Source organism: uncultured Psychrobacter sp., assembly GCF_947488565.1.
In the GTDB taxonomy this organism is placed as follows: domain Bacteria; phylum Pseudomonadota; class Gammaproteobacteria; order Pseudomonadales; family Moraxellaceae; genus Psychrobacter; species Psychrobacter saeujeotis.
Map to the genome: position 1 here is coordinate 901,613 of NZ_CANKZC010000001.1, position 24,572 is coordinate 926,184.

Below are 24,572 nucleotides of genomic sequence, written 5' to 3' on the forward strand. Positions count from 1 at the left end.
TGCTATCTTGTTGTATAGACAAATTGTTTGAAATAGACTCTATTAGCTTCCATATCTTTACTGGTTTAATACGCTACAATCTTCTTTTATAACCCTACTTTAACAAACTCAATTGAATACAGTTATGACCAATGATATAACCATTTATAGACAAATTTATCCAAGCCAATGTATCAAAATTGCCGAACTTGGCTATCGCTCAGTGCTCAATATACGTCCTGATGCTGAGGTTGATACGCAGCCTAATAGCTGTGATTTGGCTACAGCTACCGAGCAAGCAAACCTAACTTATCATCACCTACCTTTTGATGATGAGCGTTTGAGTATGATGACTGTGCAGCAATTTGCTGATTTTTATCGTACCGCACCTAAACCTATATTGATGTTTTGTGGTACCGGTGCACGCGCGAAACTGCTGTATCAAAGTGCCTTGATGCAAGGCCTGTTATGACGTTTATATATTTGACCTAAAAACAGCGTATCTTAGAAAATAATGTCTCTCAAAAAATGTTATTTTTAGCAAAACCAACTACAAGTTAACCATTATAAAAAAGGAGCTCCTATGAGCCATCAAGTGAGCATTACTGGACAAATCACGCCTGATCAAATCCCTATGATTGCCGAAAATGGCTTTAAAACCATTATTAACAATCGTCCTGATGGTGAGGAGCCGGGCCAACCAACCAGTGCTGATATTGAAGCGGCCGCTACCGATGCAGGCATTGCCTATAAAGAAGTCTCCTTTGCTGGTAGCGAGCTCAATCAAAATCATGTCGAAGAATTTGCCGACTTCTTTAATCAAGCCGAGCAGCCAATGCTGATATTTTGTCGTACTGGTAATCGCTCAACAGGAATCTATGAAGCAGCTAAGCGTATGGATTTGTTAGACGACTGATCTGTACAATTTAGTTTAGGCAATGCAGTTCAAAATCGATATAGTACTGTCAGGATAAACCTTGACAACCAAGTCTCAGCGAAATAAATAAAAGCTCATATAAATATATGGGCTTTTATCGTATCTGTAAGTATGTTTTAGGGTATATTTATAAGGTTATTGCCACAAGGATTGTGGGCTATTTAAAGAGTCATTCTGATATGACTGTTAATTTTACAAGGAACGTTTCATGAGTAATACTGCATTGGTGCTACTTCCTCTGGCACTCGCCTATATCATGTTTACCTTAGGAACAGGGCTAAAACCTAGCGACTTTAAAATTATTATTACCTATCCCAAAGCCTTTTTTGTAGGCTTAATGAATCAAGTCGTTTTGGTCCCTTTGATCGCTTTAGCAGTCGTCTTAGTAATGGGGCCGCCACCAAAAATTGCCTTTGGTATTATGCTGATTAGTTTTTGTCCAGGCGGCGTGACCAGTAATATGCTGACTTATTATGCCAAAGGCAATGTTGCACTTTCTGTTGCGCTCACTGGTGTGGTCAGTTTGTTATCAGTCGTCACCTTGCCTATCTTGATCACTCTGGCTTTTAACCACTTTATGAAGGGGCAAGCAGGCTCTATTAGTGCTATCAAAATCGGCCTTGTCATGTTTTTATTGACCACCCTACCCGTGACCCTCGGTATGCTCGCTCGCCGTAAATTCACTCGCTTTATGGTGCGTAGGAGCAGTATTCTAAACAGCATTGCCAGCATCTTTTTTGTGTTGATTGTTTTTGCAGCCATCGCTTCCAACTGGGATCTACTAAAATCTCAGTTAACATCGATGGGGCTTGAGCTGGTTCTTATTATTATGGCGTTGTTTGTATTAAGCATTTTAACGTCTAAGGTATCAAAACTTAGCTGGTTTGACACCAAAACAATTTCGATAGAGACCAGTATTCAAAACAGTACGACCGCCATTACTTTAGCGCCTATTATTATGGGCACCGCAATAGGTTTACCCGCGATCGCCCTACCCGCTGCGGTATATGGGGTGCTTATGTATGTGATTGCGCTACCAATTATTGCTTTGATTCGAAATAAGAGTTGATTATCGCTGACATAAAAAAACCACCTCACAAGAGGTGGTTTCTTAAACTAACTTTGTAGCTGAACAGCTTACTGCATGACTAAATACTCAAACGCTGACAGTGCTGCTTTACTCCCCTCACCCATTGCAATATTAATCTGCTTAAAGGGTACAGTCGTCACGTCTCCACAAGCAAAGATGCCTTTGCGATCCGTGCGGCAGCGCTCATCGATTTCAATCTCACCAAAACGGTTCAAATCAACAAAGCCTTTGATAAACCCAGTATTTGGTACTAAGCCAATCTGGACAAACACCCCTGATAAGTCACGCTCGTGGGTCTCACCTGAGATGCGATCTTGGTATACAATAGAGGACACTTTGCCATCGGTCGCTTTAATCTCTTGCGTGGCTGCACCAGTGATAAACTCGATATTGTCTTTTTCTTTGGCCTTGTTAATCAATACTTGATCTGCTTTCAATTCATCAGCGAATTCAAATACCGTTACGTGCTTGACAATACCTGCTAGATCTAAAGCCGCTTCCACACCTGAGTTGCCGCCGCCAATCACTGAGATATCTTTACCTTTGAAAAAAGGACCATCACAATGCGCACAGTAAGCAACCCCTTTACCGACGTTTTCTTCTTCGCCTGGTACACCAAGTTTACGCCACTGCGCACCAGTTGCTAAGATAATACTGCGAGTCTCAAAAGTCTCACCTGTATTAAGATGGATGCTATAGTTTTCTTCTTTGGTTTCACCAATCTCTTTAACACTGACATGCTCTTTTGACGTGATATTATATTCATCTAAGTGTTTTATGAAGTTGGTCGATAAATCAGTACCATTAGTTAAAGGCACAGAAATCAGGTTTTCAATATCCTGCGTGTCTTTTACCTGCCCACCAATACGGTCAGCGACCATCGTCACCTTAAGACCTTTACGTGCGCTATAAATCGCTGCTGCTACTCCAGCAGGCCCCGCACCAATGATAGTAACGTCTTGTTGCTCTAACTGCTCAGCGTCATCATCAGCTTCTGATAACAAATCAGGGAACTGCTCTTGTAATTTTTCAATCAGCTTAGCGGTATCAATCAGACCATTCGCAAATGGCTTACCATTTAAGAATACAGCTGGTACGCCTTGAATATTGTTCGCCTCAACCTGCTCTTGAAACAGCGCGCCATCGATCATCTCGTTACTGATATCATCATTTAAAAGCGCAAATTGGTTTAGCGCCTGCACCACTTCTGGACAGCTGTGACAAGAAAGCGAGACATAAGTTTGAAACTGTAAGGGCTTGTTAAAGCGCTTAATGAGCTTTTGAATGCCTTCATCCAGCTTTAATGTATGTCCACCAGCTTGGAGGATGGCTAAGATAAGCGATGTAAACTCGTGTCCGCCTGGGATACCGCTAAATACAATGCCTGTATCGGTAGGTGTCTCATCAATATGACTACGAACCGAAAAGCTGATTGGGCTTGGTAAGCTGTCGTCGTTTATTTGTACATCGAAGTTAATCTTATCAGTGGTACCAGCAATTTTGGTCAAAAAATCAACCAACTCATCACGTTTTTCATGCTCACCACTACCCAATACAAAGGTAATCGGACGAGTCATGTTTTCACTATAGCTTTTGACAGCATCTAATAAGCTTTGATCTATCATATTTGTTCCTTATCATTATTGGTTATGTAACGGCAATACGCCTATTGTACGTTTGAATACAAATTTTTTAGTACTAACAATTTTGTTTCATATCTTATATACAATAGGCTGATACCCTTTAATGTCCCTATTATCATAGGTTTCATGATTTTGAGCAAGCTGATAAACTCAAACTTTATGTTTTATAAAACCAATCATAAATACGTTTAATTAATTAAATATAAACTTATGGACGAATAATAACCATGGTATAGCGGTGATTTTTTCGCTACAATCAAATGAAGCAAATAGGAAAAGTTCTTATTTGTCTTATTGCAGATTCGCTTTTAAGCTGGTTTGTTAAAAGCAATTTCTGCTGATATTTAGCTTTATCACTATTGAATCAAACCTCAACTAGGTTCAATAAAACCTAAGATACACAATCGTAGCAACGCATCATGCTAGCTTTAATGATAAAGCGCTGAGGCTTATTACGAACTTGTGTTTTATACCAAGGATGACAATATGAGAAAGACTGATACGTTACAAGACAATAGAGATGTTATTGCCGAGCTTAAGCAGAAAGATAGTCATTTTGCCAGTATTTTTGACGAGCATACAGCGCTGGATCAACAAATCAATCAACTTGATAAGGATCTGGTTACACATGCCAGTAGAGATGAAGAAATCGAAAGAATGAAACGACGAAAGCTACATTTAAAAGATGAGATTTATAAAATAATTGATAAGAATAAACTACAATCTCAAGCTTAGTGCTTCTCTTACTAGGATTAAAAATTAAGCCACTTTTTTAGCCATATAAAAACCCCATCAGCTATTGTTGATGGGGTTGTTATTTCATAGCACAACTAATGAATAGTTTTGAATATCAGTCAATAATTATTAACCGCCTATAATTTCACCGCCATTGACATGTATTACCTGTCCTGTCACATAGCTTGCATCATCACTTGCTAAATACAAGTAAGCAGGCGCGACCTCATTTGGCTGACCCGCTCGTCCCATCGGCGAGCTTTGACCAAATTTTTCGACCTCATCGGGCGTGAATGATGCCACGATAAGCGGTGTCCAGATCGGTCCTGGTGCGACACCATTAACTCGAATACCTTTGTCATTACCCATCAAATTGTTGGAGAGTGCACGGGTAAAGGACAAGATAGCGCCCTTGGTCGCTGCATAATCAATGAGATGATCGCTACCTCGGTAGGCGGTGATAGAGGTAGTATTGATGATACTACTGCCCGCCTGCATATGTGGCAGGGCATATTTACTCAGCCAAAAATGCGGATAAAAATTGGTATGAATTGTCTCGTTGAGCTGCTCGGTACTGATGTCCGTTAGCGTTTGCTGCTCGACTTGTCGGCCCGCATTATTGACCAAAATATCGATACGGCCGAACTTAGTAAGCGTTTTGTCTATCAGCTCTTTACAGTTAGCTTCCTTTGACAAGTCAGAGGCAACCAATAGGCAGCGGCGCTCATAAGACTCAATATGCTTTTTAGTCACTTCGGCGTCTTCATCTTCACAAAGGTAGCTTACCACCACGTCTGCGCCTTCTTTGGCAAACAAGATAGCTACCGCTTGGCCAATACCGCTATCGGATCCTGTCACAATCGCCACTTTTCCAGCCAGCTTGCCGTTCGGATAGTCGCGCGGCAATACTTCAGGATTTGGGTGTTGTTGTTTTTGCGAGCCTGGCAAAGACTGCTCTTGCTGAGGAAAACCTTTATTTTCTGATTGATTACTCATGATTTTACTCCTTTATTATCATATTCATTCTTATAGTAGTCGTGATTAAACGAGCTTTTGAATAACCCACCGCTTCTTATCGTTTGAAGCGTGTTATCAGCTTAAAGAATATAAAATAAGGATTAGGTAAAATCTGGTGTCAGCCTGTAGACGAGATGTAAAAAAAGACCCTATCAACATCTGCTGATAGAGTCTTTGTCTATGTTACTGGCTCTAAACATACTTAGTAGCCAGTCCTATAGAAGTATCTAAATAATGAATCGACTACTTAGATTTTACCTACCAAATCAAGGCTTGGTTTTAGTGTTGCTTGACCTTGTTCCCAAGCAGCTGGGCAAACTTCGCCATCGTTATCGCGCACGTACTGGGCTGCTTTTACTTTGCGAACCATGTCTTTTGCGCTACGACCGATACCTAGGTCATGAATCTCAGCAACCTTGATCAGACCTTCTGGGTCGACTAAGAAAGTACCACGTAAAGCAGCGTTGTCTTCTTCGATCATGATGTTAAAGCCGCGAGTGATTTTACCAGTACCATCGCCTAGCATTGGATATTGTACTTTACCAATTGCTTCTGAAGAATCGTGCCATGCTTTATGGACAAAATGAGTGTCGGTTGATACTGCGTATACTTCAACGCCGAGGCCCTTTAGCTCTTCATAATGGTTGGCCATGTCTTCTAATTCAGTTGGGCATACAAAAGTGAAGTCATGTGGATAGAACATAAAGATTGCCCAGTTGCCTTTAACATCTTCTGAAGTAATGGTTTTAAACTCACCATTTACAAAAGCTTCAGTTGAAAATTCTGGGATTTCTTGGTTGATAATAGCTGCCATGTTTGGCTCCTTTTTAGATTAAATACTTTTAAAATAAGTTTTGGTTATGTGTTTGACTATTTTTACTAAGCCCTTAACTCTCTTGGCTACCTGACAAACTATACGCGAATTTTATGGTTAATCCAGTTAAAAGTTTTTAATGTGATGTTTTGTTTTATTAAACTTGTTAAACTATTATCTCTAGTTTTTATCATCAGTATCTCATGCGTAAGTCACTACCTTATGTCAAGTGACTACCACGGACAAATTACTACAATACCTGATGTTGAAAGGCCCATGAATAAAGAGGTTTTATGATTACTTTACGTCAACTTGAATTTGCTTTAGCGGTGGCAAAACATCGCCATTTTAAGCGTGCCGCCGAAGAGTGTAACATTTCACAGTCTGCGCTCAGCCTTGGTATCGCTGAGTTAGAAAAGCAGCTTGATACGCAGATTTTTGAGCGTAATAACAAGCAAGTGCTTATCACTCCAATTGGACAAGATATTTTGACGCGAGCGCAGCGGGTGTTCTCTGAAGTCAGTGATCTGACCACACGCGCGCATAGCCATCAGACGCCACTTGCTTATCCGATGACGGTCGGGATTATTCCAACGATTGCGCCATACTTACTTCCCAAAGTATTGCCCGCACTGCGACAGCATTATCCTGAGTTTCGTATGACCATCGTTGAGCAACAAACCGAGCGCCTACTCGAACAGGTCCGCTACGGACATATCGATACTGCTATTATTGCCCTACCTTATGCCGTCGATGGGCTGCACAGTTTTGAGTTTTGGAGTGAGGACTTTTTTGCAGTATTTCCCAAAGACGATAACCATGCCAAACTTGAAACCATCAATGCTGATGAGCTCGCAACAGCCAATTTGATGCTACTTGGTGAAGGACATTGCTTGACTGATCAAACATTATCGGTCTGTCACTTTGATCGTGAGCAAATGAAATCGAGCTTTTCCGATGCCAGTCTAAATACCTTGATACAAATGGCACTTGCCAATATGGGGACGACACTAGTACCAGAGATGGCGTTAGATCAGCTGCATCTAGAAAACCAAAATGCAGTCGCTGTACCGCTAGCAGAGGAAGGGCCCCACCGTCATATCGCTTTTGTAACTCGACTAAACTATGCGCGCGTCGATGATGTTAACTTGCTTGGTAAAGTGTTTAAACAAGCGTTTGAAGAAGCCGCTGACAAAGAGTAATAGGGCGGTATAGTGTATTAGCTCATTAACCGTCATAAAGGTAAAATATGGACGATTTGTCGCAAACAGAAGCTGCGCTTGGTCTTGGTTTTGTAAGGCACTTATCTGCGATTGATAGTGATATCAAGTCGGCGAAGGTTAATGCGCTTTGGCAAGATATTGCTACTCGCTATAATGAAGCAACACGTGCTTATCATACTCTAAGCCACCTTCAGCAATTGTTTGCACAGTTTGAACAGGTTAAGCATAAGCTTTATGAGCCACATATCATTGCATTAGCGCTTTATTATCATGATGTGATATACAATCCAACAAGCACGAATAACGAACGAAAAAGTGCAGAATATGCTGTAGAAGCGTTAAGTCACTACCTAAGCGTTGAACAATGCCAGTATATCTCAACGCTTATCATGATGACCGCCAACCATCAGCTTGATGAGTTGGCAAACCCTAACAAAAGCAGTGATGCCGCTTATTTACTAGATATGGATTTGAGTATTTTGGGTGCGTCTTGGCCTGAGTATGAACAATATGCAAAAGCCGTACGCCAAGAGTATAGTCACGTTTCGCTGACAGATTATTGTACGGGACGAATGGCTGTATTAAACGGACTCTTGGCACATCCTAAACTTTATCTGACCAACTATTACTATGAGCGACTTGAGATGCAGGCACGGGATAATATCAAACGCGAACTTACTTTACTTGCAGCTTAATAAATAATTCACTGCCCTGACGTGCAGGATGTGAATTATAGCTCGTTTCCATTGTTTCAATATCGAAATGCTTCTCGAAACGTTGTTGATACTCTTCTTTTGTACCGCCAAAAGGGGGTTCTTGACGGCCAAAATCGACCTTAAACAATAAGCCAACCAGCTTGCCTCGCGGTTTTAGTAGCGCTGCCATCTGCTGTACATACTCATCACGGCGTGACGGATTTATCGCACAAAAAAACGTCTGCTCAAGTATCCAATCAAACTGATACTGCTCAGCAGACAATTTAAAAAAGTCAGCACAGACTAAATGCTTAGAGGGAAAGTCAGGATAACGCTTGGCAAAATCAGTAATGGGCGCTGGGGCAAAGTCCACCAACGTGACATTGGTAAAGCCTTGCTCGTGCAAATAGCCAACCTCGTAAGCATTACCTGCCCCTGGCACTAGAATGGCCTGCTGCTTAACAGATTCAGGCAATTGATCTATATAAGCTTTGAGCGGCGGTGATACCTGCCCCATATCCCATTGTATGCTGCCCGTCTTATAACGTTGCTGCCAAAACTCGGCTTGACTGACGTTTTCCATATGATATTTATCCTTGCTTACTTGTTTTAAGTAATACGCTTTGTACCATTATGGGCTATCATATCAGTATTATGCAGGCTAATTGACTTTATTATTAATATACCGTCCCTAATCCAACTGCCCTGTCCTACCTGCCAGCATATCATGCCAGTGCCGATAATCTGGCATCGCTGTCGCCACCGTTTGCCAAAAAGCATGGCTATGATTGGCGTGATGTAAGTGACACAGCTCATGGACGATGACGTATTCAGTACACTCAATCGGATAGGCTGGCAAATATATAGACAGCCAAATTCGCCGCGCTCGCGTATTGCAGCTGCCCCAGCGCGTATGCATTTTTTTTAGGCGTATCTCATTGGCATAAGCACCGACCACTGGTTGCCACTTTTCAAACAACGATGGCATGATAGAAGCAAGATGTTGCCGATAATAGGCGAGTTTTTCATCATGGCTGAGGGTGATAGATTGCTCGGTACCCCAAAGTAAAACAGGGCTGTCAGCGGTTGAAGATTGTGCTGAATGGATTTGTTTACGCTGGTGCTGCTCTAAAACTTGGGCGTGATTGGCAAGCGCCCAAGGTATGCGCTTGGCAACAGCTTGCTCGATTTGCGCTGTACTGATAAATACTGGAACAGACACCATCAAAGCATAAGGCTTCAGGCGAAAATTGATATTTTTGACGCGTTTTTTGGTCACGTATAGCTCAATACCGGCCTGTGCAAGATGTTGTCTAATCGTATGTAAACTGATGCCACCTCCCCTTGCTTAGTCATCGTTAGAGTTGCGTCATTGAAAAATAAGGGCTGCTAAATAAAGGCTATGAAGATAAGCTTTTCGCAGCTCATGACGATTATGCCCGTCGCCTATTATTATGATTTTTTATTTAGCACTTACCTCAACTACAGTGCTTGCAAATGATTGTCAAAAGACATCTGATGCACTTGACTGTCTTTAATAATATGCGGAACTCTTTCAGTATTACGCGTGTCGATTGCGCCTGACGCTAACGTATCTTGTATTTCTAACGTCGTTAACTGCCCTTGTCCATCACTGACAATAAAGCCTGATTTTTCGCTGCCACTCTTTTTAAAGGTTTGCTCTTTAAAGGCTTGACTGGCTAACATAGAAGCTCCAGCACAATCTGGCAAACTGACAGTATCAATTAGCTGCCGCGTATTTAAATCGTAAATCGCCGCACAGCCGCCAATGGGCGTGGTAACACACAATAAATTATGCTCGCTATCGACAGCGACACTGGCGATATACTGGTGAAAGCGCTGCCACTGATCATGAGGCATAATGAGCGGTTCAAAATTAGCATCACCGCGCTTATGCGTCAGTACCAGTGGTACATTGATATGTTTATCCCCTTGAAACTGAATGCCAATCATCACTGTACCATCGTCATGCATAGCGAGATGGCGCACGCTCATCTGATTGTGCGCTGGGATAACTTGCTCCAGTAATGCGCCAGTATGACGATTGAGATACACAAGCGAAGGGCGCATGCTATCGAGGTTTAGCTCTTCTCGAGACGCGCGCTCGGTTTTGATACCGCCATTGGCGATCACTAGTGTGTTGCCGTCAGGATGCATAATCAGCTCATGAGGGCCGATACCATAAGCGTCATATTCCGCGATTTTCTTATAGCCATCAGCAGCGTCATAGATACCGATTTTACCATCTAGGCTTACTGTATCATTTTCAGTCACATATAAAAGCTTTCCATCTAAGCTGTAGCAAGCATGACCATAAAAATGCCGCTGGCTTACCGCTTGGATAGCGTTTGTGACTTGTCCACTAGCGGTGTCTAGCACCCAAAACCTCTCACTAGGGCGACGACCCATCACCACGACATCACGGTGAAGAGGCTGATTTTTCACGCTATCTTGAGTAACATGCTGCATACCACATAAATCATCAACAGATGGCTGAACAACGATATCGTGCACACGCTCAGGCATGGTGGTCTGCCAAACGATCTGTCTATCAGCATCGATACCGACGACACCAAAGTCGCTGTCAAGCTGCCTGTTAGAACTATCAGCACCAGTGATATTTTTTGGCATAGATGCCACACCGCTTACCCAGCTTACGGGACGTGCCACCATGGTGGTGGTATGCAAAGCAGCAAAATCAGGAGCATTTGTTGTCTCTTGATAATACTGCTGATACGCTTGCTGCCATACCTGCCACTGTGCGCGGACACCGATCACGTAATCTTGCAAGCTTGCATCGGGCTGGTGCCGCTTTCGATAATAATGATGGATGCCGACCAGTGCTGCCGTGCCTGTGATACTAGCGAGCGCTGTCAGCACAGATGACGTCAATAACCCCTGACTGGGCTGATCGCTGATATCAAGCGCCAACATGCCAGTCTGCGTTTCATTAATACGTTTATACATTGCTTAATCACCATCAGTACTATTAAAGCCCACACGAATACCGAGTGTCGGAATCATCTGGCGCTTCATAATACGAGTAATGGTGGTCAGATGATCATACAGTTCTTGCTGCACGGCCTTATCAGCTGTAGCAAGATCCTCTGGCATTTGTGCCAACAGCGTGGTGGCGTCTGCAAGTGCTGTTGATAAATTATCAGCGACTTCGTTTTCGTTATTACTGCCGAGGATAGCGGTTAAGACAGGATCAGTTAGCGCTTCATTTAACGTGGCTAATTTGGCATTGATAATGGCGCGGCTTTGACCTGCTGTCGCAGCTGGCAGATGACCTTTGGCTTTACCCGTCAGTCCCAAAGGCTGATCAATGGCGTTAGATTTCATGGTCTCAACCAAAGACAACAAAGAATTAAACCATTGGTTTAAGCCCTGATCGCTATCTGCCGTCTTATCAATTGCCAACAGCTCGGTGGCATTCTCTTGCCAATGGTTTTCGATATCTTGCAAGCGCGTACTCAGGGCATGACTTGCGCTTATCACGTAAGCACACTGGCCAGCATCCAAGCTCTCGTTAGCATAAAGTGCCTCTTCCAATCCTGGCACTCCTTGTACAATGGCACTTTCGTTAGCGAGCTGCTCAGCGCTTAGGTTTGGATTGGCAGCGATAAGATCTGCCACACCACTATGTACCAGTCCACGCTCATCAGGATAATAATTGATATATAAGTTGCTCATACTGGCGGTCGCAGGGCCAAAATTGATCATCTCAGCGCGCGCCCATGCTTGGGCCAACACCAGCCATTGATCACGTAGCGCTTGTAGCTCATCACCGCTGACTGCTCCTGACTGACAATGCTTTTGCGCCAGTTTATGCATCAGCTCGCTTTGCTCTACAGCATCGGCATAGGCCGGAATAACGATATCATTTGCCACGTGAGTCAGATAGGTTTTTTCTGTCTCAGCACTAATATCGACAGCGGCGATTTTCTCTATACTATTATTTTTATCGTTTACAGAAGACGTAGTAGCGCTATCTTGTACGACTTTTTGGCTATCAGTCTCTGGCGTTTTGTTTTCATCTGCAGGTTTGACACAGCTGATCAGTAGCCCAGCACTCAAAGCAGAGAGCGTCATCGCTAAAGCATGGTTTATTTTCATAAGTTTCTCGGTATTTGTATGAATAAGATGGCTGAAAAACTGATAAAAGTAATCATAATAATATCAATGTATTCAGTCATTAAAATTGTAGCCGTTAACGATCAACGCTGATCTGCGCTTTTATAATGACGCTTTTTATAACGGCTCTTTTTATGACGGCTCTTTTTATGACGGCTCTTTTTATAACGATTGTAAGAACGCGGTCAATTCAGCGCGTCCTTGCTTATCTAGCTGTAGTACTTTTTGCTTTTGTTTTTCTGCCTCACCGCCATGCCAAAGTACAGCTTCCATCAATGTACGAGCGCGGCCATCGTGTAGAAACGTCGCTTGTGGATCGACCGTTTGCGCAAGGCCAACCCCCCATAAAGCTGGCGTTCGCCATTCATAGGAGTTGGCTAAAAACTCTACTTGCGCGTCTTTTGGCGGCAGCTTACCAGCGGCCGTCCGATCGGCAAGCTCGTCGCCCATGTCATGCAGTAGCAAGTCAGTATAAGGATAAATCACTTGTCCATGCTGCTCAAGGTGGTCATCGTCGGTTTTTGGCAACTGATATCTTGGCGTATGACAGCTTTGGCAACCCATATCATAAAAGCGTTTTTTGCCCGCAAGTACTAGTTTATCGTCGGCATTGCGGCGATGCGGCACGGCCAGATTGCGCGTATAAAATTCGACAAACTTAGCCACCTCATCATTGACCTCCACAGGTGGCTTACCATTGCCTTGCTCATCAGCGCCCGTGGTCGCGTTGACACACGCGGTCTGCGTTGGCATACAGGATTCATGAGGACGGATGTTAGAGGTCAACCCCATATCTTCATTAAAGGCGCTTTGGTTTTGTGTTAAAAGCTTAGTCTGGCCGGCCTTCCAACCAAAACGTCCCAATGCAGTTTTACCTGTTTGTGGATCCATAACCCAGTTAAATTTACCGCTGATATCGTCACTGTTATTTTCCACTGCTTGTTTTTTAATGTCGTCGTCAGGTATTTGCTCCAGCAGCCCAAGCCCTATCATCGGTAGAGCAACGCGCGGCGACACCATTAGTTCATCATCAAACGCGCCATAACCTGGGCGTGTCAGATCAAAGGTTGGCGCGCGCAGGGTCTCAACGTGACCATCAGCAAAAGTAACGGGCTTGTCGGTCCACTGCACACTAATACGTGCTTCAGCGGGCACACCCTGAATACCGCGATCTTGCAGTTGGCCACCATACATTGGATCGACGACTTTTTCGATCAGCGAGTTTTGCAGCTGCTGACGCTCCTCAGCTGTAGTCGCAGGCATCGCCAGACGAATCAGCAAGCTGTCGGCATCGTCCTCATTACTCATCGGCGCATGACCACGGCCGTCTTTAATGTGACAAGACTGGCAGGCAGCGACGTTAAATAACGCGCCCAAACCATCACGGCTATCGGTACTGGCAGGGGCGACGACCCACGGCTGGCGAAAAAACGCATTACCAATAAAAAAACTACCCTTACGTGAGGCCGATAGATTGGAGGACGGTTTAGAGTAACTTTCACTACTCGTAATGCTAATACCAGTATCACCACCTTGCTTGATCTCTTGCGGGTCAAATATCGCAAGCTGCGTCATTGGCACGCCCGCCAGCGCTTCAATATCTTGAGCACGCTTAGGTGTGACCGCTTGTGCCTCTGCGCTATCCGCTACCTCGTTTTTATTTTTAGATACACTATCAGTCGGTTGACAAGCGCTGATCGCCACTGCGCCTATGATTGTTATCGTCAGTTTATAGATAGTACGTTGGAGAATTAAAGCAGGGAAAGTAGAGGGTTTGGCAGAAGTGACGCTCATAGAAGTTGCCTTAGTTCACAAGTAGAACCATTAAAATCAGCTGCTATACGGTTTTGATCAGTCTGTTGACTGATGTACTGGTACACACTGGCCTATCGGCTTATTTTAATGCTCAAAAATACGCTGCCAACCATTGCCAGCAACGTATATATTATATCTGATTGACGCTTTTATCAGGACCTGTCTTACAAACTTATAATGACTCAACAGACATGACAAGCAGTATAAACCAATCTATTTAAACAGATAAGCGTCAACTTAAAACTGAGAGCCTGCATCGGCATCTAAGTTGTCGATACCGACCGCTTTTGCTGCATTTTCGATACCAGCAGTCAGTTCTTGTAAGCTAGTAATGCTACTCTCAATCCAGCCACGACGCGTGTTTTGCTCTTCAGCCGAGATACCTTGTTTACTCACTTGACCTGCTGTAGCAATCATTTGATCAACTTTAATGCCTTCTTCTTCGCCTTTTTTAACGATGACATTAAAAGCATCTTCTACTTTGATAAAGTCGATGGCCAATCTATCAGCGGCGTCTGAGTGTCCGTTATCAATAAGATACTGATGAATACCGTAACCCCCAACGGTTTCGCCAGTGACTGTTTGATAGCTACCATTGAATACATTTTGGATACCACGTGCGTTATTGGCATAACTTAAGTGAGTCAAATCACTAAAGCATTCGTGCTCGTCTTCTGTTGATCCAGTCACAAACGCTACCTGTATGCGCTCAGAAGCCAGCTCACCCAGTGCTAAGCTGCCCATTTGATACATGATTTGACGTAAAGCATTGTCGTTTTTACGCGCTATAAGATCACTACGTAAAGTATTTTCGCTATCAGGTTGCCACTCAGCTTCCATCGCTGTTAAGTCATCAACCAATAGCTGAGTCGCCGCCTTTAAAAAATTACCGCGACGTTCACATATACTGGCGTCATCATTGACGATATCACCACTGGTACATTGCCCAGCTTCAGTGGCATAGTCAGTCACAGGGCGCTCTCCTGCACCCGCGCTGACGCCATTGGTGTCTTGACCCCATAGCATAAATTCAATTGCATGATAGCCCGTTGTGACATTGGCTTCACTACCACCGATCTCATTCATTTCTGCTAGTAGCTCAGGGGTGATTTCGCTGGTATCTTGTTTAATACTGCCGACCGTAATACTATCGCTATTGATAATATTGTCCTGGCTATTGTACTCACCTTCATAGCTATCACTGACATAATCAATCAACGCTTCATCAAGTGGCCATGCATTTATTTGACCTTCCCACCCATCGACGCTACCGATGGCACGCTTGTCATTAGCCGTGACAAAACCTTCATCAAAACGGAACACTTCGGTCTGTGAATAAGGCTGACGCGCCGCTTTATAGGCGGCTTTTGCAGCATCTAGGTTGGCTTTAGTTGGTGTTGCTACGTAGGTTTCGACCGCAGTTTGCAGGGCTTTTGCTGTGTCTAGTGAGTCTTTATAAGCAGCATGTGCCATATTGGCATAGCTACTTACCAGTCGATCAATATGAGCTTGCTCGGCAGCTGAGCGTTGTCCATCATCAGATGTTTCTGCGCTTTGCACTTCTGTCTGTGTAACAGTAGTGTCCTCTTCTGTCTGTTTGGTACAACCCGACACCATTAGTATCGCGGTAAGTGCAGTAGCTAAAGTAGTTGGTAAAAACTTGCGGCTCGTTACTGTGGTAAATGTCATACATATCCTCAAAAAGTTTTGCAAAAGAATTTATCAATTTTGACCAAATACTAAAGTTTGACCAAATATTATTAGGCGTTTTGTCCCTAGAGTCGTAAGCGCACTTATCTTTATATGACGACTCTTTTTCGTCATACATCTAATTATGCATAATAAAAGTGTTAGCGTTACAGCCATAATAAATATTAATGAAGTATAAAGTTATCGATAATCATTATCAATATTTAATTTAACATTAATATTTTTTCAATAACTACTTTCTACCTTAACTACTCTCTACCTTTCATAAATTTATAGCAAAAAAAAGAGCCAGCAAAGTGCCAGCTCTCTTTTTTTCGTTATTTAATACAATGTTATTCGGTACAAATACGTATTTGGTGCTTAGTTTATGCTTTGTGGTGAGTTGATAGTCAACTCTACGCGGCGGTTTTGCTGACGACCATAGTCTGTACCATTATCAGCAACTGGACGAGACTCACCATATGCAACCACATTGATACGGTTGGAAGATACGCCACGTGCAGTCAAATAGTTAGCGACTGAGTAAGCGCGGTCACGCGATAGACGCATGTTATAAGCATCCGAACCTTTGCTATCCGTATGGCCTGCAATGTTTACTGTCGTTTTATTATATTGGTTCATTGTTGATGCAAGCTTGTCTAATGTTGGCTTGAAAGAAGAGCTCAATGTTGCATCATCAAATGAGAAAGTAATATTACCTGGCATAACCAAGTCAATGTTACCCGTATTTGGATTTTGCTCGACCGTGACGCCCGTGCCAGCCATTTGTTGCTCAAGCTGCTTTGCTTGACGTTCCATATAGTAACCAACGCCAGCACCTAGCGCTGCACCAATAGCAGCATCACGACCAGTCTTATCGCCACCAGTAGCCTTTGAGATAGTCGCACCACCTGCTGCACCAACTAAAGTGCCCAAAGCCGTTTTATTCAAACGCTGTTGTCCAGTGTTTGGATCAGTAGTACAACCGCTTAATGCTAGACCTGATGCTACTGCTGCAATCATTAATTTATTACGCATAGTATTCCCTCTTAAGTTAAATTTATTCATTGTACTCTGTTGTATTCTAGAATTTTTCCTCTAAAAACACGCTATTAATATGATTGATATGCGACATATTAGGGTTTAGTACAGTTAACGATTATAACGTTTTTGTAAAGAATCAAAAGCAGTTATATCTGACAGTCGTACAAGTTCACAAGATACCAAACATTAAACAGCTTGTTAGGTGTTATTCACACTCGTCATTATTATCGCAAGCAAGTTCTGTCTATGTGTAATATTTTGTCACATCTATGTATAAGAAGTGCATGAGACCTTACACACACTGTTATCGATACGATTATATAAATGCAATAAATACTATAAAACGACCTCAATATATACTTTTTTCTGAATATAAGAAATATTATTATTCAAAAAATTCCCGATTTTAGCCAATAGTTATAACTATAAATATAATAAAATATTTGTAGTGTTTGCTACCAAAAGTGATGTTAACACTCGTACACTGTTCTTGCTTTCTGCTAAACTCGTGCCTGCTTAGTACTATAAATTGATCGTTTTATTTAAATTTATATGGCTCACGTTGCTATATCTATATAAACCACTCGTATTTTCTCTATAGCACTAGCAGCCCTTATAACATTCGCAACGATTACTACAACAAATAAAAAAGGACTTATCGTGCAATTGATTTCTACTATTCAAAAACTGCATGAGCGCGCTCCCAGACTCGGCAAAGCCCTCTCTCTTGCAACGGCTACGGGTGTTATTACTGGTAATAGTATTGGCGCAAGCATACCGATATGGTTTATGGGTGCAGCCAAAACCATTACTGGCGCGAAAATTGCTGATGATACTGTCATTAAAGTGACCAATTATTGGATAAATAGCAATAATGCTTTGATTGATAATATTTTACCCAATAAAGATTGGCGTATTAACCTACCTGATGATGTGCATCCAAAGGGTAAATACTTGCTGATTAGCAATCACCAATCATGGGTTGATACCAGTATCGTACAGTATGTTAGCGAAAAGCGCTTACCATTAACGCGTTTTTTTACCAAGTTTGAGCTGATTTATATTCCTGTCATTGGACAAGCCTTTTATTTTTTAGACTTTCCTATGATGCGCCGGCATTCAAAAGAAGCGGTAGCGAAAAACCCAGCTCTACAAGGTAAGGATATCGAGGAGGCCAAACGTGCTTGTGCTTTGTTAAAAGGCAAACCTTTTACCCTATTGAATTACTTAGAGGGTACGCGTTTTACTAAAGCCAAACACGCTAAGCAGCAATCGCCTTATAGTCATTTACTCAAGCCTCGTGCAGGCGGTCTTGCACTCGCTATTAATGCTTTGGGTGAGGATATCGATGGTATTTTAGACATGACCATCGTTTATCCTGATGGCATACCAAACTATAGCGATTTGTGGAAAGGCAACATCAAACGCTTGGGAGTCGATGTCCGCTATATCAAGATGCCTGACACGCTGTTCACTGCTATCCAAAAAGGTGGTTACGAAAAAGATGAATCGATTAAAGCTGAGATGTTTGATTGGGTTGGGGACGTATGGCAACAAAAAAATGAACGTATCGATACTATGCTCGCTGAGTTTGACTCCAACTCTGAACCTAACAATGCTTAAGACTAAATTGCTCTAATATAACCACCGACGATATAAGGTATGATTGTGTCCGCCTCTACTCCTCCTTTTGTTACAGATACCAAGCCGCTGCCCAATCAGCTAGAAACCTCGTTGTCAAAACCAGAGCCTCCTAGACGTCCACAGCCGAACCGGCTAAAACTGGCCTACGATATTGTGATGCTTATTGCTATTAGTATTGATCTACTATTTATTAGTATCGATGCAATTTTGATGAGTAACTTCAGTAGCCATGTGGCAGGATGGTTGGCAATTAGTGATGGGCTTAGCTGGTATCAGAACAGCTTGCACGATCCACTACGTACCATAGGTGGATTCTTTACCATATTTTTAATTGTTGAGCTGCTGGCACGTTGGGTAATTGCCATTAAAGATGAGGTTTATTATCGCTGGTTTTTCTTTCCATTTGTCCACTGGTATGAAGTGCTTGGCTGCTTTCCGCAGCTGCGTGCACTACGTCTGTTTCGAGCTGTGATAATCGGTCGACGCTTGCATCAGCTTGGTTATCAGGTACTGCCGCAACCTTGGATCAATCGTATCAAGTTTTATATCGATGTGTTATTAGAAGAATTGTCTGATCGTGTTATTTTGACGACTATCTATAACTTTCGGCAACAGCTTACTGACTCTGACGCTCATAAATCGCTGATTAAATCGACTATTGAGCGCAATCGCGAGCAGATCGAAGCGATGTTGTTATCGTTGTTACGTCAAGAGCTTACGCCCATACTTCAAAAGCTTACTGATAAATCAGAAGGTGGTCAGCTTATAGCAAACGAGGTTGGTAATGCCATTCAAGACGGACTCGCTAACACCCCTGAGCTGCGGCGTTACCTGCGTCTGATTCCGATTGCAGGTAGCCTCATTGAGTCGCAACTTCAACATATTGGACATAACATTGGAGAAAATGTCGTCTACTCTCTCAATGAGCGTCTGCTGAAAGCTGAGCATATTGACGCATTGATGGTAAACATTGCCCATAGTATTGTAAATATTGATATCAATAATGCAGCACTGGAGGCGTTGCTTGCAAGTATCATCAATGATAGCTTGAGCGAATTTGAAGCACAAATCAAAATTCAGCAGTGGAAACATCAAGATATGCTCAATTTATAACTTCTATGGCCTAGGTACTGCTAAAAAACAGGTCTTTATGATTATCAGATTTCAATTTTTATGTAACTATTTATGTCAATTTTTGTATGACTAGGGGCTTGTTAAATACCAGCAACCCTTAGTACACTGCTCGTTGATAGCGAACAAACTAACGATCTATTTATAGTAACAACTGCGCCGTGATCGCAGCGTTATTAGTATCTTTTAAGGATTTGCATTATGACGATTTCGGATACAGGCCAGCATGATGATATGACATCTCAACCTGCGATAACCTTTTATGGAAAGATGCTGACGTTTTCACGCCTGCAACTGAGAACCAATGATTTAACCGCTATTGAAGCACATTTATCAGACATGCTAAGCAATAAGAGCAGTCAGATTCCTGTCATCATCGACAGTAGCGTTGAACAAGATTTGTCCGCTTTGATTGAGCTTTTGTGGACGTGGGGTTTGCAGCCTATTGGTGTCGTAACAGGATTGCTTGATAGACAAGCGCAGGCTCAAAGACTGGCGATATTCCCAGCAGATGGCAAACGCATAGAGCGTATTGTATCTAGTAAAAAATCAATCACTCAGTTGAGCCAAACCAGCGCTGAAAAAGCAGCCAAGGCACAGACTAAAGAAAGTAGTGCTGCTGATACTGCCAACAGTGAAGATCCAAATACTGTAAATAAAGACCCAAATACTATAGATGTCTCTGCAGAAACCTTGCTCAGTAGTGAGCACATCACCAGTATGATTTACGATCAACTGCTACGTTCAGGCCAAAGTATCAACCACGTTGGTGGTGATTTAATCCTAACCAATAGTGTCAATAGCGGTGCTGAAGCCATTACAGATAATAGCTTACATGTTTACGGACGCGCCCAAGGCCGTCTAGTTGCGGGAGCTACGGGCGACAAAGATGCGCGCATATTTTGTCAGGTATTTAATCCATCCCTAGTCTCTGTCGCTGGCACTTATTGCTTGCGTGACAACCTGCCTGAAAATACTATCGACAAACCAGTACAAGTGCGTTTTGTAGAAGGGGAAGGCTTGGTGTTTACTGTCATGGAAAGCACTTAATATGCAATTATATTATGTAAAAACAGCCAAACTATTTGATAGTTAAGGCTGTTTTTTATTTTGGCGAAAGTTAAAAAGTACTTACATAAGACTTCGTTAATATTCACGTAAGGTAATTTAACAAAACTGTCCTACTATAAATCTGTAAGTCAGCCACTATCTACAAGATTAGTAAACAATTATATAAAATAGGGTTTATCTCAACAGGTTTTTAGTGTTTGTTATAGACAAGCTATAAATTTTTGTTGATTTATGCTAGGCTTACGCTCGCAGATAGTAGTCGTATTATGCTTGTTATGTTTAACGACACATAATTATTATTAAATACTGAATCATAGATATCCAGTGCTGTAAGCATCAACATTATATTCACGTTTATTAAACGATTTTTAACTATCGAATATCCCATTGAATTATAGGAGTGTGCCATTGTGGCGAAGATTGTTGTAATCACTTCAGGTAAAGGCGGCGTGGGCAAAACCACGACCAGTGCCTCTTTTGCCGCAGGTTTAGCATTGCGTGGCTATAAGACGGTTGTTATTGATTTTGATGTGGGTTTACGTAATCTAGATTTGATTATGGGCTGTGAAAATCGCATCGTATATGACTTCGTTGACGTCATCAACGGTAATGCTCGTCTATCGCAAGCATTAGTCAAAGACAAGCAATTAGAGAATCTATATATTTTGCCTGCCAGTCAGACACGTGACAAAGATGCTTTGACAGACGAAGGTGTAACGGAAGTTATATCTGAGTTGTCTAAGCAGTTTGACTACATTATTTGTGACTCTCCAGCTGGTATCGAGCGCGGTGCGCAGCTAGCGATGTATCATGCTGATGAAGCCATTATTGTTACTAACCCTGAAATCTCTTCAGTACGTGACTCTGATCGTATTATTGGTATCTTACAAAGCCGTACTAAAAAGGTAGAAGAAAACCAAGGTTCTATACGTGAGCATTTGATTATCACGCGCTACAATGCTGAGCGTGCGGCAGCCAATGAGATGATGGACATTGATACCATCTCTAATGATATTTTAAAAGTACCACTACTTGGTGTTATTCCTGAAAGTCATTCAGTGCTTGAAGCGTCTAACCACGGTGAGCCGGTGATTCACTATACCGATTCGGTCGCTGGTCAGTGCTATGACGATATCGTTGCCCGTTTCTTAGGGGAAGAACGTCCATTACGTCATCTCGACGTGAAGAAAAAGAGTCTATTACAGCGCTGGTTTGGGGGTTAATAATGAGTAAAAAGAAAGGATTTTGGAGTAGTCTGTTTGGTACCGATGATAACAGTCATGCAGGTAGTGCCAATATGGCCACCGAGCGCTTGAAGGTCATTGTTGCAAGTGAAAATCGGTTAAACAATCGATTGACCACTGATCGTATCGAGAAGATGAAACGTGAAATATTAGAGGTAGTCAATAAGTACGTTAATGGCGTACAAATTGACGACGTCAATATCAATCATCGCTCTGAGGATACGCTCGATGTTCTTGAAATGAATATCAGTTTGCCTGAACATAAAAAGTAAATCGGATAAATGCTTGATTTGCATTAAATCTCAAAACCATCTATCACTAAAAAAGCCTCCAGTAAATTACTGGGGGCTTTTTATTTAACTATCTGTATATAACTTAATCTGTCGTTATTTCATGCGCGCTATCAGTCCATCTTTTTTGATAAATTGATGATGCAAAGCCGCTCCAATATGAACTAATGTAAAGGCAATAATCATTGGCCATATAATGTCGGTATGTAGATCGTTATAAAAACGTGCTAGGCTTCGATCTGGATTAACAAACACTGGAATCTGAAACAGTCCGAAAATATCGACAGGTCGACCACCATAGACAGACATAAGTAGCCCTGCAATCGGCATCGCAATCAACAGAGCGTAAAGTGCAAAGTGTGACAATTGCGACATCAGTAACTGCCATTTTGGCATTGGTACTGGCGGTGGCGCTTTGGTAAGCAGTCGGTTGATCACTCGTGCAATCATCCAAAACAATAAGCTAACGCCAAAGGCTTTATGTAGTCCAATATATAGATTACTATCAGAATTGTTATATAAAAACATCATTGTCCAAGTTACTAGCAGTAAAATGGCGCTAATCCAATGAAATATGCGACTACTAACTGACCATTTTTTTACGTTTGAATTATTACTATTCATAAAACATTCCATGCCGTTTGATTCTGACACTACTGACCTATTAAGATCACTTTAGTAAATAGTTCAAACCATACCTCTAAAATATATTTTGCACAACCATTTATGCAAATCAGTTCAACGTTTTCAAAAAAAGCTATGAGTCGTCTTTCAATCTGAGGTAGCTGAGCGTGGCGTATCGAGTAGAGCTTCATCACTTAAATCGATCAGTTGATGAGCGATCTTATCCAAATCTGGTATTAAGTAAGGGGTGTCATTGATAGTGACCACTTGAAACATATAAGAGGTAATGACATTTTCTTTGAATTGAGCGCTTACTGCCCCCTCCTCTTTCTCACTACTGGTAGGGGTATTATTATCATCGTCTACAGAGACTTGTATATGATGTTCGGGCAACTCAGCATCCTTAACTTCTGAAATACTAACTTTCATGTGATGCAAATCCCCTGCTGTTTGTAAAGCAAATCGATGCGCATTGGTATTGCCTTCTAACACAATGGTTTTATCAATAGGCTGATCATGGGGTAATAAATGAAATACTGCCACTTTTGTTTGTTCCCACTCATATACCCATACACGCTCATTATGGTCATCAACACTTAGAATCAAACTGCTTGGAATAATCCAATCTGGCTGGTTTGCAGCAGGGATAATAGTAACCTCTAGCATGCCATTATCAGTCGTCAATAGACTGACAGCTTCAAATGAATGTTTTATAATTTGGCTCATACATCGCTCACAGTAAATGAAGGTGAAATGATACCCGCTGTCATCTCACTAATATAATTGGTAAGTTTTTGGGCAAGTAATTCAGGACTACCAATAAATTGACAGTGACCAGAATCAATAATGGCTTGTGGCTGACTAGGACAAACACTTGTACTTGGATTCTGCGCCCATAGCTGACTGTTATTATCTTGAATTAAATCTATGTATTGAGCACCATCCTTGCCCATACCAGAAAATATAATGCTCACAAGATCACTACCATAAACATCACTGGTGTTTTGCAGCAGCTGTCCAATACCAGGCTTGTACTCTCCTGACCATGTTTGTTCTGTTAATATGACTCGACCATCTGAGTCACATATAATCTGTCGATCAATGGGTGCAATTAGACAATGTCCGGTTCGCAAGCGCTGAGTTGTCGTAATCACTTGACAACGCCAATCGTTATGGCGGTTTAATATTCGAGGTAAGGTCTCTATCATATTTTGGTTAAAATGATGCGCGAGTAAGATACAGATAGGTAGCGTAGGCGATAAGTTGTCTAAGAACGTTTTGACTGCATGCGGACCACCCATAGATGCTCCTAAAAACACGACATAACGCCAAGGCGCAGGATTGTTGTCGATCGGTGGATTGTCTAACAATGCTGGCTTGTTTAGCAGCTTAGCCAGTTTACGCTTTAATTTGCGCTGCCATTTTGCATAATGTTGCATCTCATTTAGGTACGGTGCTGGGCTAAACCCTACCAGCACTGCACTAGATTGAGATGCCATAATAAAACTGGCTATGCTGTCGTCATAATCACCATCAATCAACCAAATATCGACTTGAACGCCATATAACTTACTCTTATCTTGCAACTGTTGCCGCGATAAGCAATCGATCAGCATGAATCCTAAACTGCGTACGGTATCAGTGAAAGCCAAACGTTGATGTTGATGTTCTGCAATCACTAGTACTCTGATGTCTTTGTTATCTTTATCAATAACATTGGACATATAGG

24 protein-coding genes are annotated in these 24,572 nt (G+C 42.1%); 11 read left to right on the plus strand and 13 right to left on the minus strand.

All coding sequences use genetic code 11. The features are described 5' to 3' along the window. Window positions 1-124: 124 nt before the first annotated feature. The 3 genes from Q0890_RS03670 to Q0890_RS03680 all read left to right on the plus strand — a co-directional run bounded on the left by Q0890_RS03670 (window position 125) and on the right by Q0890_RS03680 (window position 1,985). On the plus strand, window positions 125-451 hold the full coding sequence (locus Q0890_RS03670; protein ID WP_299217749.1) for a sulfur transferase domain-containing protein: 327 nt from the start codon (window positions 125-127) through the stop codon (window positions 449-451). A gap of 111 nt (window positions 452-562) precedes the next feature. Continuing rightward, on the plus strand, window positions 563-895 hold the full coding sequence (locus Q0890_RS03675; protein WP_299217752.1) for a TIGR01244 family sulfur transferase: 333 nt from the start codon (window positions 563-565) through the stop codon (window positions 893-895). A 229-nt stretch (window positions 896-1,124) separates the two neighbouring features. Next, window positions 1,125-1,985 carry a bile acid:sodium symporter family protein gene (locus Q0890_RS03680; protein ID WP_299217755.1) on the plus strand — a complete coding sequence of 287 codons (861 nt, stop codon included), beginning with the start codon at window positions 1,125-1,127 and terminating at the stop codon, window positions 1,983-1,985. A gap of 68 nt (window positions 1,986-2,053) precedes the next feature. On the opposite strand, the gene ahpF is transcribed toward Q0890_RS03680, so the two are convergent. Next, entirely contained in the window at window positions 2,054-3,631 is a 1,578-nt protein-coding gene (ahpF, locus tag Q0890_RS03685; RefSeq protein ID WP_299217757.1) for an alkyl hydroperoxide reductase subunit F, read from the minus strand. Between the two features lie 504 nt (window positions 3,632-4,135). Between ahpF and Q0890_RS03690 the strand changes: the two genes are divergently transcribed. Beyond that, window positions 4,136-4,384 (plus strand): DUF465 domain-containing protein, encoded by a 249-nt coding sequence (locus Q0890_RS03690; RefSeq protein ID WP_299217759.1) that lies wholly within the window; start codon window positions 4,136-4,138, stop codon window positions 4,382-4,384. Between the two features lie 129 nt (window positions 4,385-4,513). On the opposite strand, the gene Q0890_RS03695 is transcribed toward Q0890_RS03690, so the two are convergent. Together Q0890_RS03695 and ahpC are read right to left on the minus strand one after the other, a co-directional pair. Then, on the minus strand, window positions 4,514-5,380 hold the full coding sequence (locus Q0890_RS03695) for an SDR family oxidoreductase (protein ID WP_299217762.1): 867 nt from the start codon (window positions 5,378-5,380) through the stop codon (window positions 4,514-4,516). Window positions 5,381-5,648: 268 nt separating this feature from the next. After that, entirely contained in the window at window positions 5,649-6,215 is a 567-nt protein-coding gene (ahpC, locus tag Q0890_RS03700; RefSeq protein ID WP_299217764.1) for an alkyl hydroperoxide reductase subunit C, read from the minus strand. Between the two features lie 293 nt (window positions 6,216-6,508). Here ahpC and Q0890_RS03705 point away from each other — a divergent pair, with 293 nt between their 5' ends. Together Q0890_RS03705 and Q0890_RS03710 are read left to right on the plus strand one after the other, a co-directional pair. Further along, window positions 6,509-7,417 (plus strand): hydrogen peroxide-inducible genes activator, encoded by a 909-nt coding sequence (locus tag Q0890_RS03705; RefSeq protein WP_299217766.1) that lies wholly within the window; start codon window positions 6,509-6,511, stop codon window positions 7,415-7,417. Between the two features lie 47 nt (window positions 7,418-7,464). Next, window positions 7,465-8,133 (plus strand): hypothetical protein, encoded by a 669-nt coding sequence (locus tag Q0890_RS03710; RefSeq protein WP_299217767.1) that lies wholly within the window; start codon window positions 7,465-7,467, stop codon window positions 8,131-8,133. On the opposite strand, the gene Q0890_RS03715 is transcribed toward Q0890_RS03710, so the two are convergent. The 7 genes from Q0890_RS03715 to Q0890_RS03745 all read right to left on the minus strand — a co-directional run bounded on the left by Q0890_RS03715 (window position 8,114) and on the right by Q0890_RS03745 (window position 16,833). Further along, entirely contained in the window at window positions 8,114-8,716 is a 603-nt protein-coding gene (locus Q0890_RS03715) for a methyltransferase domain-containing protein (RefSeq protein WP_299217770.1), read from the minus strand. The two genes, Q0890_RS03710 and Q0890_RS03715, sit on opposite strands and share 20 nt — an antisense overlap. A gap of 108 nt (window positions 8,717-8,824) precedes the next feature. Continuing rightward, entirely contained in the window at window positions 8,825-9,412 is a 588-nt protein-coding gene (locus Q0890_RS03720; protein WP_299217772.1) for a YgjP-like metallopeptidase domain-containing protein, read from the minus strand. A gap of 203 nt (window positions 9,413-9,615) precedes the next feature. Beyond that, window positions 9,616-11,121 (minus strand): DUF1513 domain-containing protein, encoded by a 1,506-nt coding sequence (locus Q0890_RS03725; RefSeq protein ID WP_299217773.1) that lies wholly within the window; start codon window positions 11,119-11,121, stop codon window positions 9,616-9,618. A 3-nt stretch (window positions 11,122-11,124) separates the two neighbouring features. Beyond that, the gene (locus Q0890_RS03730; RefSeq protein WP_299217775.1) at window positions 11,125-12,273 is read right to left on the minus strand and encodes an imelysin family protein; all 1,149 of its coding nucleotides are present in this window, start codon (window positions 12,271-12,273) and stop codon (window positions 11,125-11,127) included. A gap of 180 nt (window positions 12,274-12,453) precedes the next feature. Next, a complete protein-coding gene (locus Q0890_RS03735) occupies window positions 12,454-14,085 on the minus strand; it encodes a di-heme oxidoredictase family protein (protein ID WP_299217776.1) in 1,632 nt (543 codons plus the stop codon). Window positions 14,086-14,343: 258 nt separating this feature from the next. Next, window positions 14,344-15,795, minus strand: a complete 1,452-nt coding sequence (locus Q0890_RS03740) for an imelysin family protein (RefSeq protein WP_299217778.1) — start codon at window positions 15,793-15,795, stop codon at window positions 14,344-14,346. A gap of 381 nt (window positions 15,796-16,176) precedes the next feature. Continuing rightward, complete coding sequence (locus Q0890_RS03745; RefSeq protein WP_299217780.1) at window positions 16,177-16,833, minus strand: OmpA family protein; 657 nt, start codon at window positions 16,831-16,833, stop codon at window positions 16,177-16,179. A 666-nt stretch (window positions 16,834-17,499) separates the two neighbouring features. Here Q0890_RS03745 and Q0890_RS03750 point away from each other — a divergent pair. The 5 genes from Q0890_RS03750 (at window position 17,500) to minE (ending at window position 22,201) form a co-directional block, all read left to right on the plus strand. Next, window positions 17,500-18,462, plus strand: coding sequence for an acyltransferase (locus Q0890_RS03750; RefSeq protein ID WP_299217782.1), 963 nt, complete (start codon window positions 17,500-17,502; stop codon window positions 18,460-18,462). A 39-nt stretch (window positions 18,463-18,501) separates the two neighbouring features. After that, on the plus strand, window positions 18,502-19,596 hold the full coding sequence (locus Q0890_RS03755) for a hypothetical protein (protein ID WP_299217784.1): 1,095 nt from the start codon (window positions 18,502-18,504) through the stop codon (window positions 19,594-19,596). Between the two features lie 219 nt (window positions 19,597-19,815). Next, entirely contained in the window at window positions 19,816-20,664 is an 849-nt protein-coding gene (minC, locus tag Q0890_RS03760; RefSeq protein WP_299217786.1) for a septum site-determining protein MinC, read from the plus strand. A 431-nt stretch (window positions 20,665-21,095) separates the two neighbouring features. Continuing rightward, window positions 21,096-21,908, plus strand: a complete 813-nt coding sequence (minD, locus tag Q0890_RS03765) for a septum site-determining protein MinD (protein WP_058369466.1) — start codon at window positions 21,096-21,098, stop codon at window positions 21,906-21,908. A gap of 2 nt (window positions 21,909-21,910) precedes the next feature. Next, the gene (gene minE / locus Q0890_RS03770; protein WP_299217788.1) at window positions 21,911-22,201 is read left to right on the plus strand and encodes a cell division topological specificity factor MinE; all 291 of its coding nucleotides are present in this window, start codon (window positions 21,911-21,913) and stop codon (window positions 22,199-22,201) included. Between the two features lie 114 nt (window positions 22,202-22,315). Here the strand turns inward: minE and Q0890_RS03775 are convergent, their stop codons facing one another. The 3 genes from Q0890_RS03775 to Q0890_RS03785 form a co-directional block, all read right to left on the minus strand. Next, the gene (locus tag Q0890_RS03775; protein ID WP_299217790.1) at window positions 22,316-22,843 is read right to left on the minus strand and encodes a cytochrome b; all 528 of its coding nucleotides are present in this window, start codon (window positions 22,841-22,843) and stop codon (window positions 22,316-22,318) included. 147 nt (window positions 22,844-22,990) lie between these two features. Continuing rightward, window positions 22,991-23,569, minus strand: a complete 579-nt coding sequence (locus Q0890_RS03780; protein ID WP_299217792.1) for a hypothetical protein — start codon at window positions 23,567-23,569, stop codon at window positions 22,991-22,993. Continuing rightward, entirely contained in the window at window positions 23,566-24,567 is a 1,002-nt protein-coding gene (locus tag Q0890_RS03785; protein WP_299217794.1) for a chemotaxis protein CheB, read from the minus strand. The genes Q0890_RS03780 and Q0890_RS03785 overlap by 4 nt, the downstream gene beginning before the upstream one ends. Window positions 24,568-24,572 lie beyond the last annotated feature (5 nt).

Coding starts and splice junctions, on each gene's coding strand:
- Q0890_RS03705 (WP_299217766.1), top strand. CDS start 6,509: ATGATTACTTTACGTCAACTTGAATTTGCTTTAGCGGTGGCAAAACAT.
- Q0890_RS03695 (WP_299217762.1), bottom strand. CDS start 5,380: ATGAGTAATCAATCAGAAAATAAAGGTTTTCCTCAGCAAGAGCAGTCT.
- minC (WP_299217786.1), top strand. CDS start 19,816: ATGACGATTTCGGATACAGGCCAGCATGATGATATGACATCTCAACCT.
- Q0890_RS03725 (WP_299217773.1), bottom strand. CDS start 11,121: ATGTATAAACGTATTAATGAAACGCAGACTGGCATGTTGGCGCTTGAT.
- Q0890_RS03745 (WP_299217780.1), bottom strand. CDS start 16,833: ATGCGTAATAAATTAATGATTGCAGCAGTAGCATCAGGTCTAGCATTA.
- Q0890_RS03680 (WP_299217755.1), top strand. CDS start 1,125: ATGAGTAATACTGCATTGGTGCTACTTCCTCTGGCACTCGCCTATATC.
- Q0890_RS03670 (WP_299217749.1), top strand. CDS start 125: ATGACCAATGATATAACCATTTATAGACAAATTTATCCAAGCCAATGT.
- Q0890_RS03755 (WP_299217784.1), top strand. CDS start 18,502: ATGATTGTGTCCGCCTCTACTCCTCCTTTTGTTACAGATACCAAGCCG.
- Q0890_RS03785 (WP_299217794.1), bottom strand. CDS start 24,567: ATGTCCAATGTTATTGATAAAGATAACAAAGACATCAGAGTACTAGTG.
- ahpF (WP_299217757.1), bottom strand. CDS start 3,631: ATGATAGATCAAAGCTTATTAGATGCTGTCAAAAGCTATAGTGAAAAC.
- Q0890_RS03780 (WP_299217792.1), bottom strand. CDS start 23,569: ATGAGCCAAATTATAAAACATTCATTTGAAGCTGTCAGTCTATTGACG.
- Q0890_RS03715 (WP_299217770.1), bottom strand. CDS start 8,716: ATGGAAAACGTCAGTCAAGCCGAGTTTTGGCAGCAACGTTATAAGACG.
- ahpC (WP_299217764.1), bottom strand. CDS start 6,215: ATGGCAGCTATTATCAACCAAGAAATCCCAGAATTTTCAACTGAAGCT.
- Q0890_RS03735 (WP_299217776.1), bottom strand. CDS start 14,085: ATGAGCGTCACTTCTGCCAAACCCTCTACTTTCCCTGCTTTAATTCTC.
- Q0890_RS03740 (WP_299217778.1), bottom strand. CDS start 15,795: ATGACATTTACCACAGTAACGAGCCGCAAGTTTTTACCAACTACTTTA.
- Q0890_RS03775 (WP_299217790.1), bottom strand. CDS start 22,843: ATGAATAGTAATAATTCAAACGTAAAAAAATGGTCAGTTAGTAGTCGC.
- Q0890_RS03675 (WP_299217752.1), top strand. CDS start 563: ATGAGCCATCAAGTGAGCATTACTGGACAAATCACGCCTGATCAAATC.
- minE (WP_299217788.1), top strand. CDS start 21,911: ATGAGTAAAAAGAAAGGATTTTGGAGTAGTCTGTTTGGTACCGATGAT.
- Q0890_RS03690 (WP_299217759.1), top strand. CDS start 4,136: ATGAGAAAGACTGATACGTTACAAGACAATAGAGATGTTATTGCCGAG.
- Q0890_RS03730 (WP_299217775.1), bottom strand. CDS start 12,273: ATGAAAATAAACCATGCTTTAGCGATGACGCTCTCTGCTTTGAGTGCT.
- Q0890_RS03710 (WP_299217767.1), top strand. CDS start 7,465: ATGGACGATTTGTCGCAAACAGAAGCTGCGCTTGGTCTTGGTTTTGTA.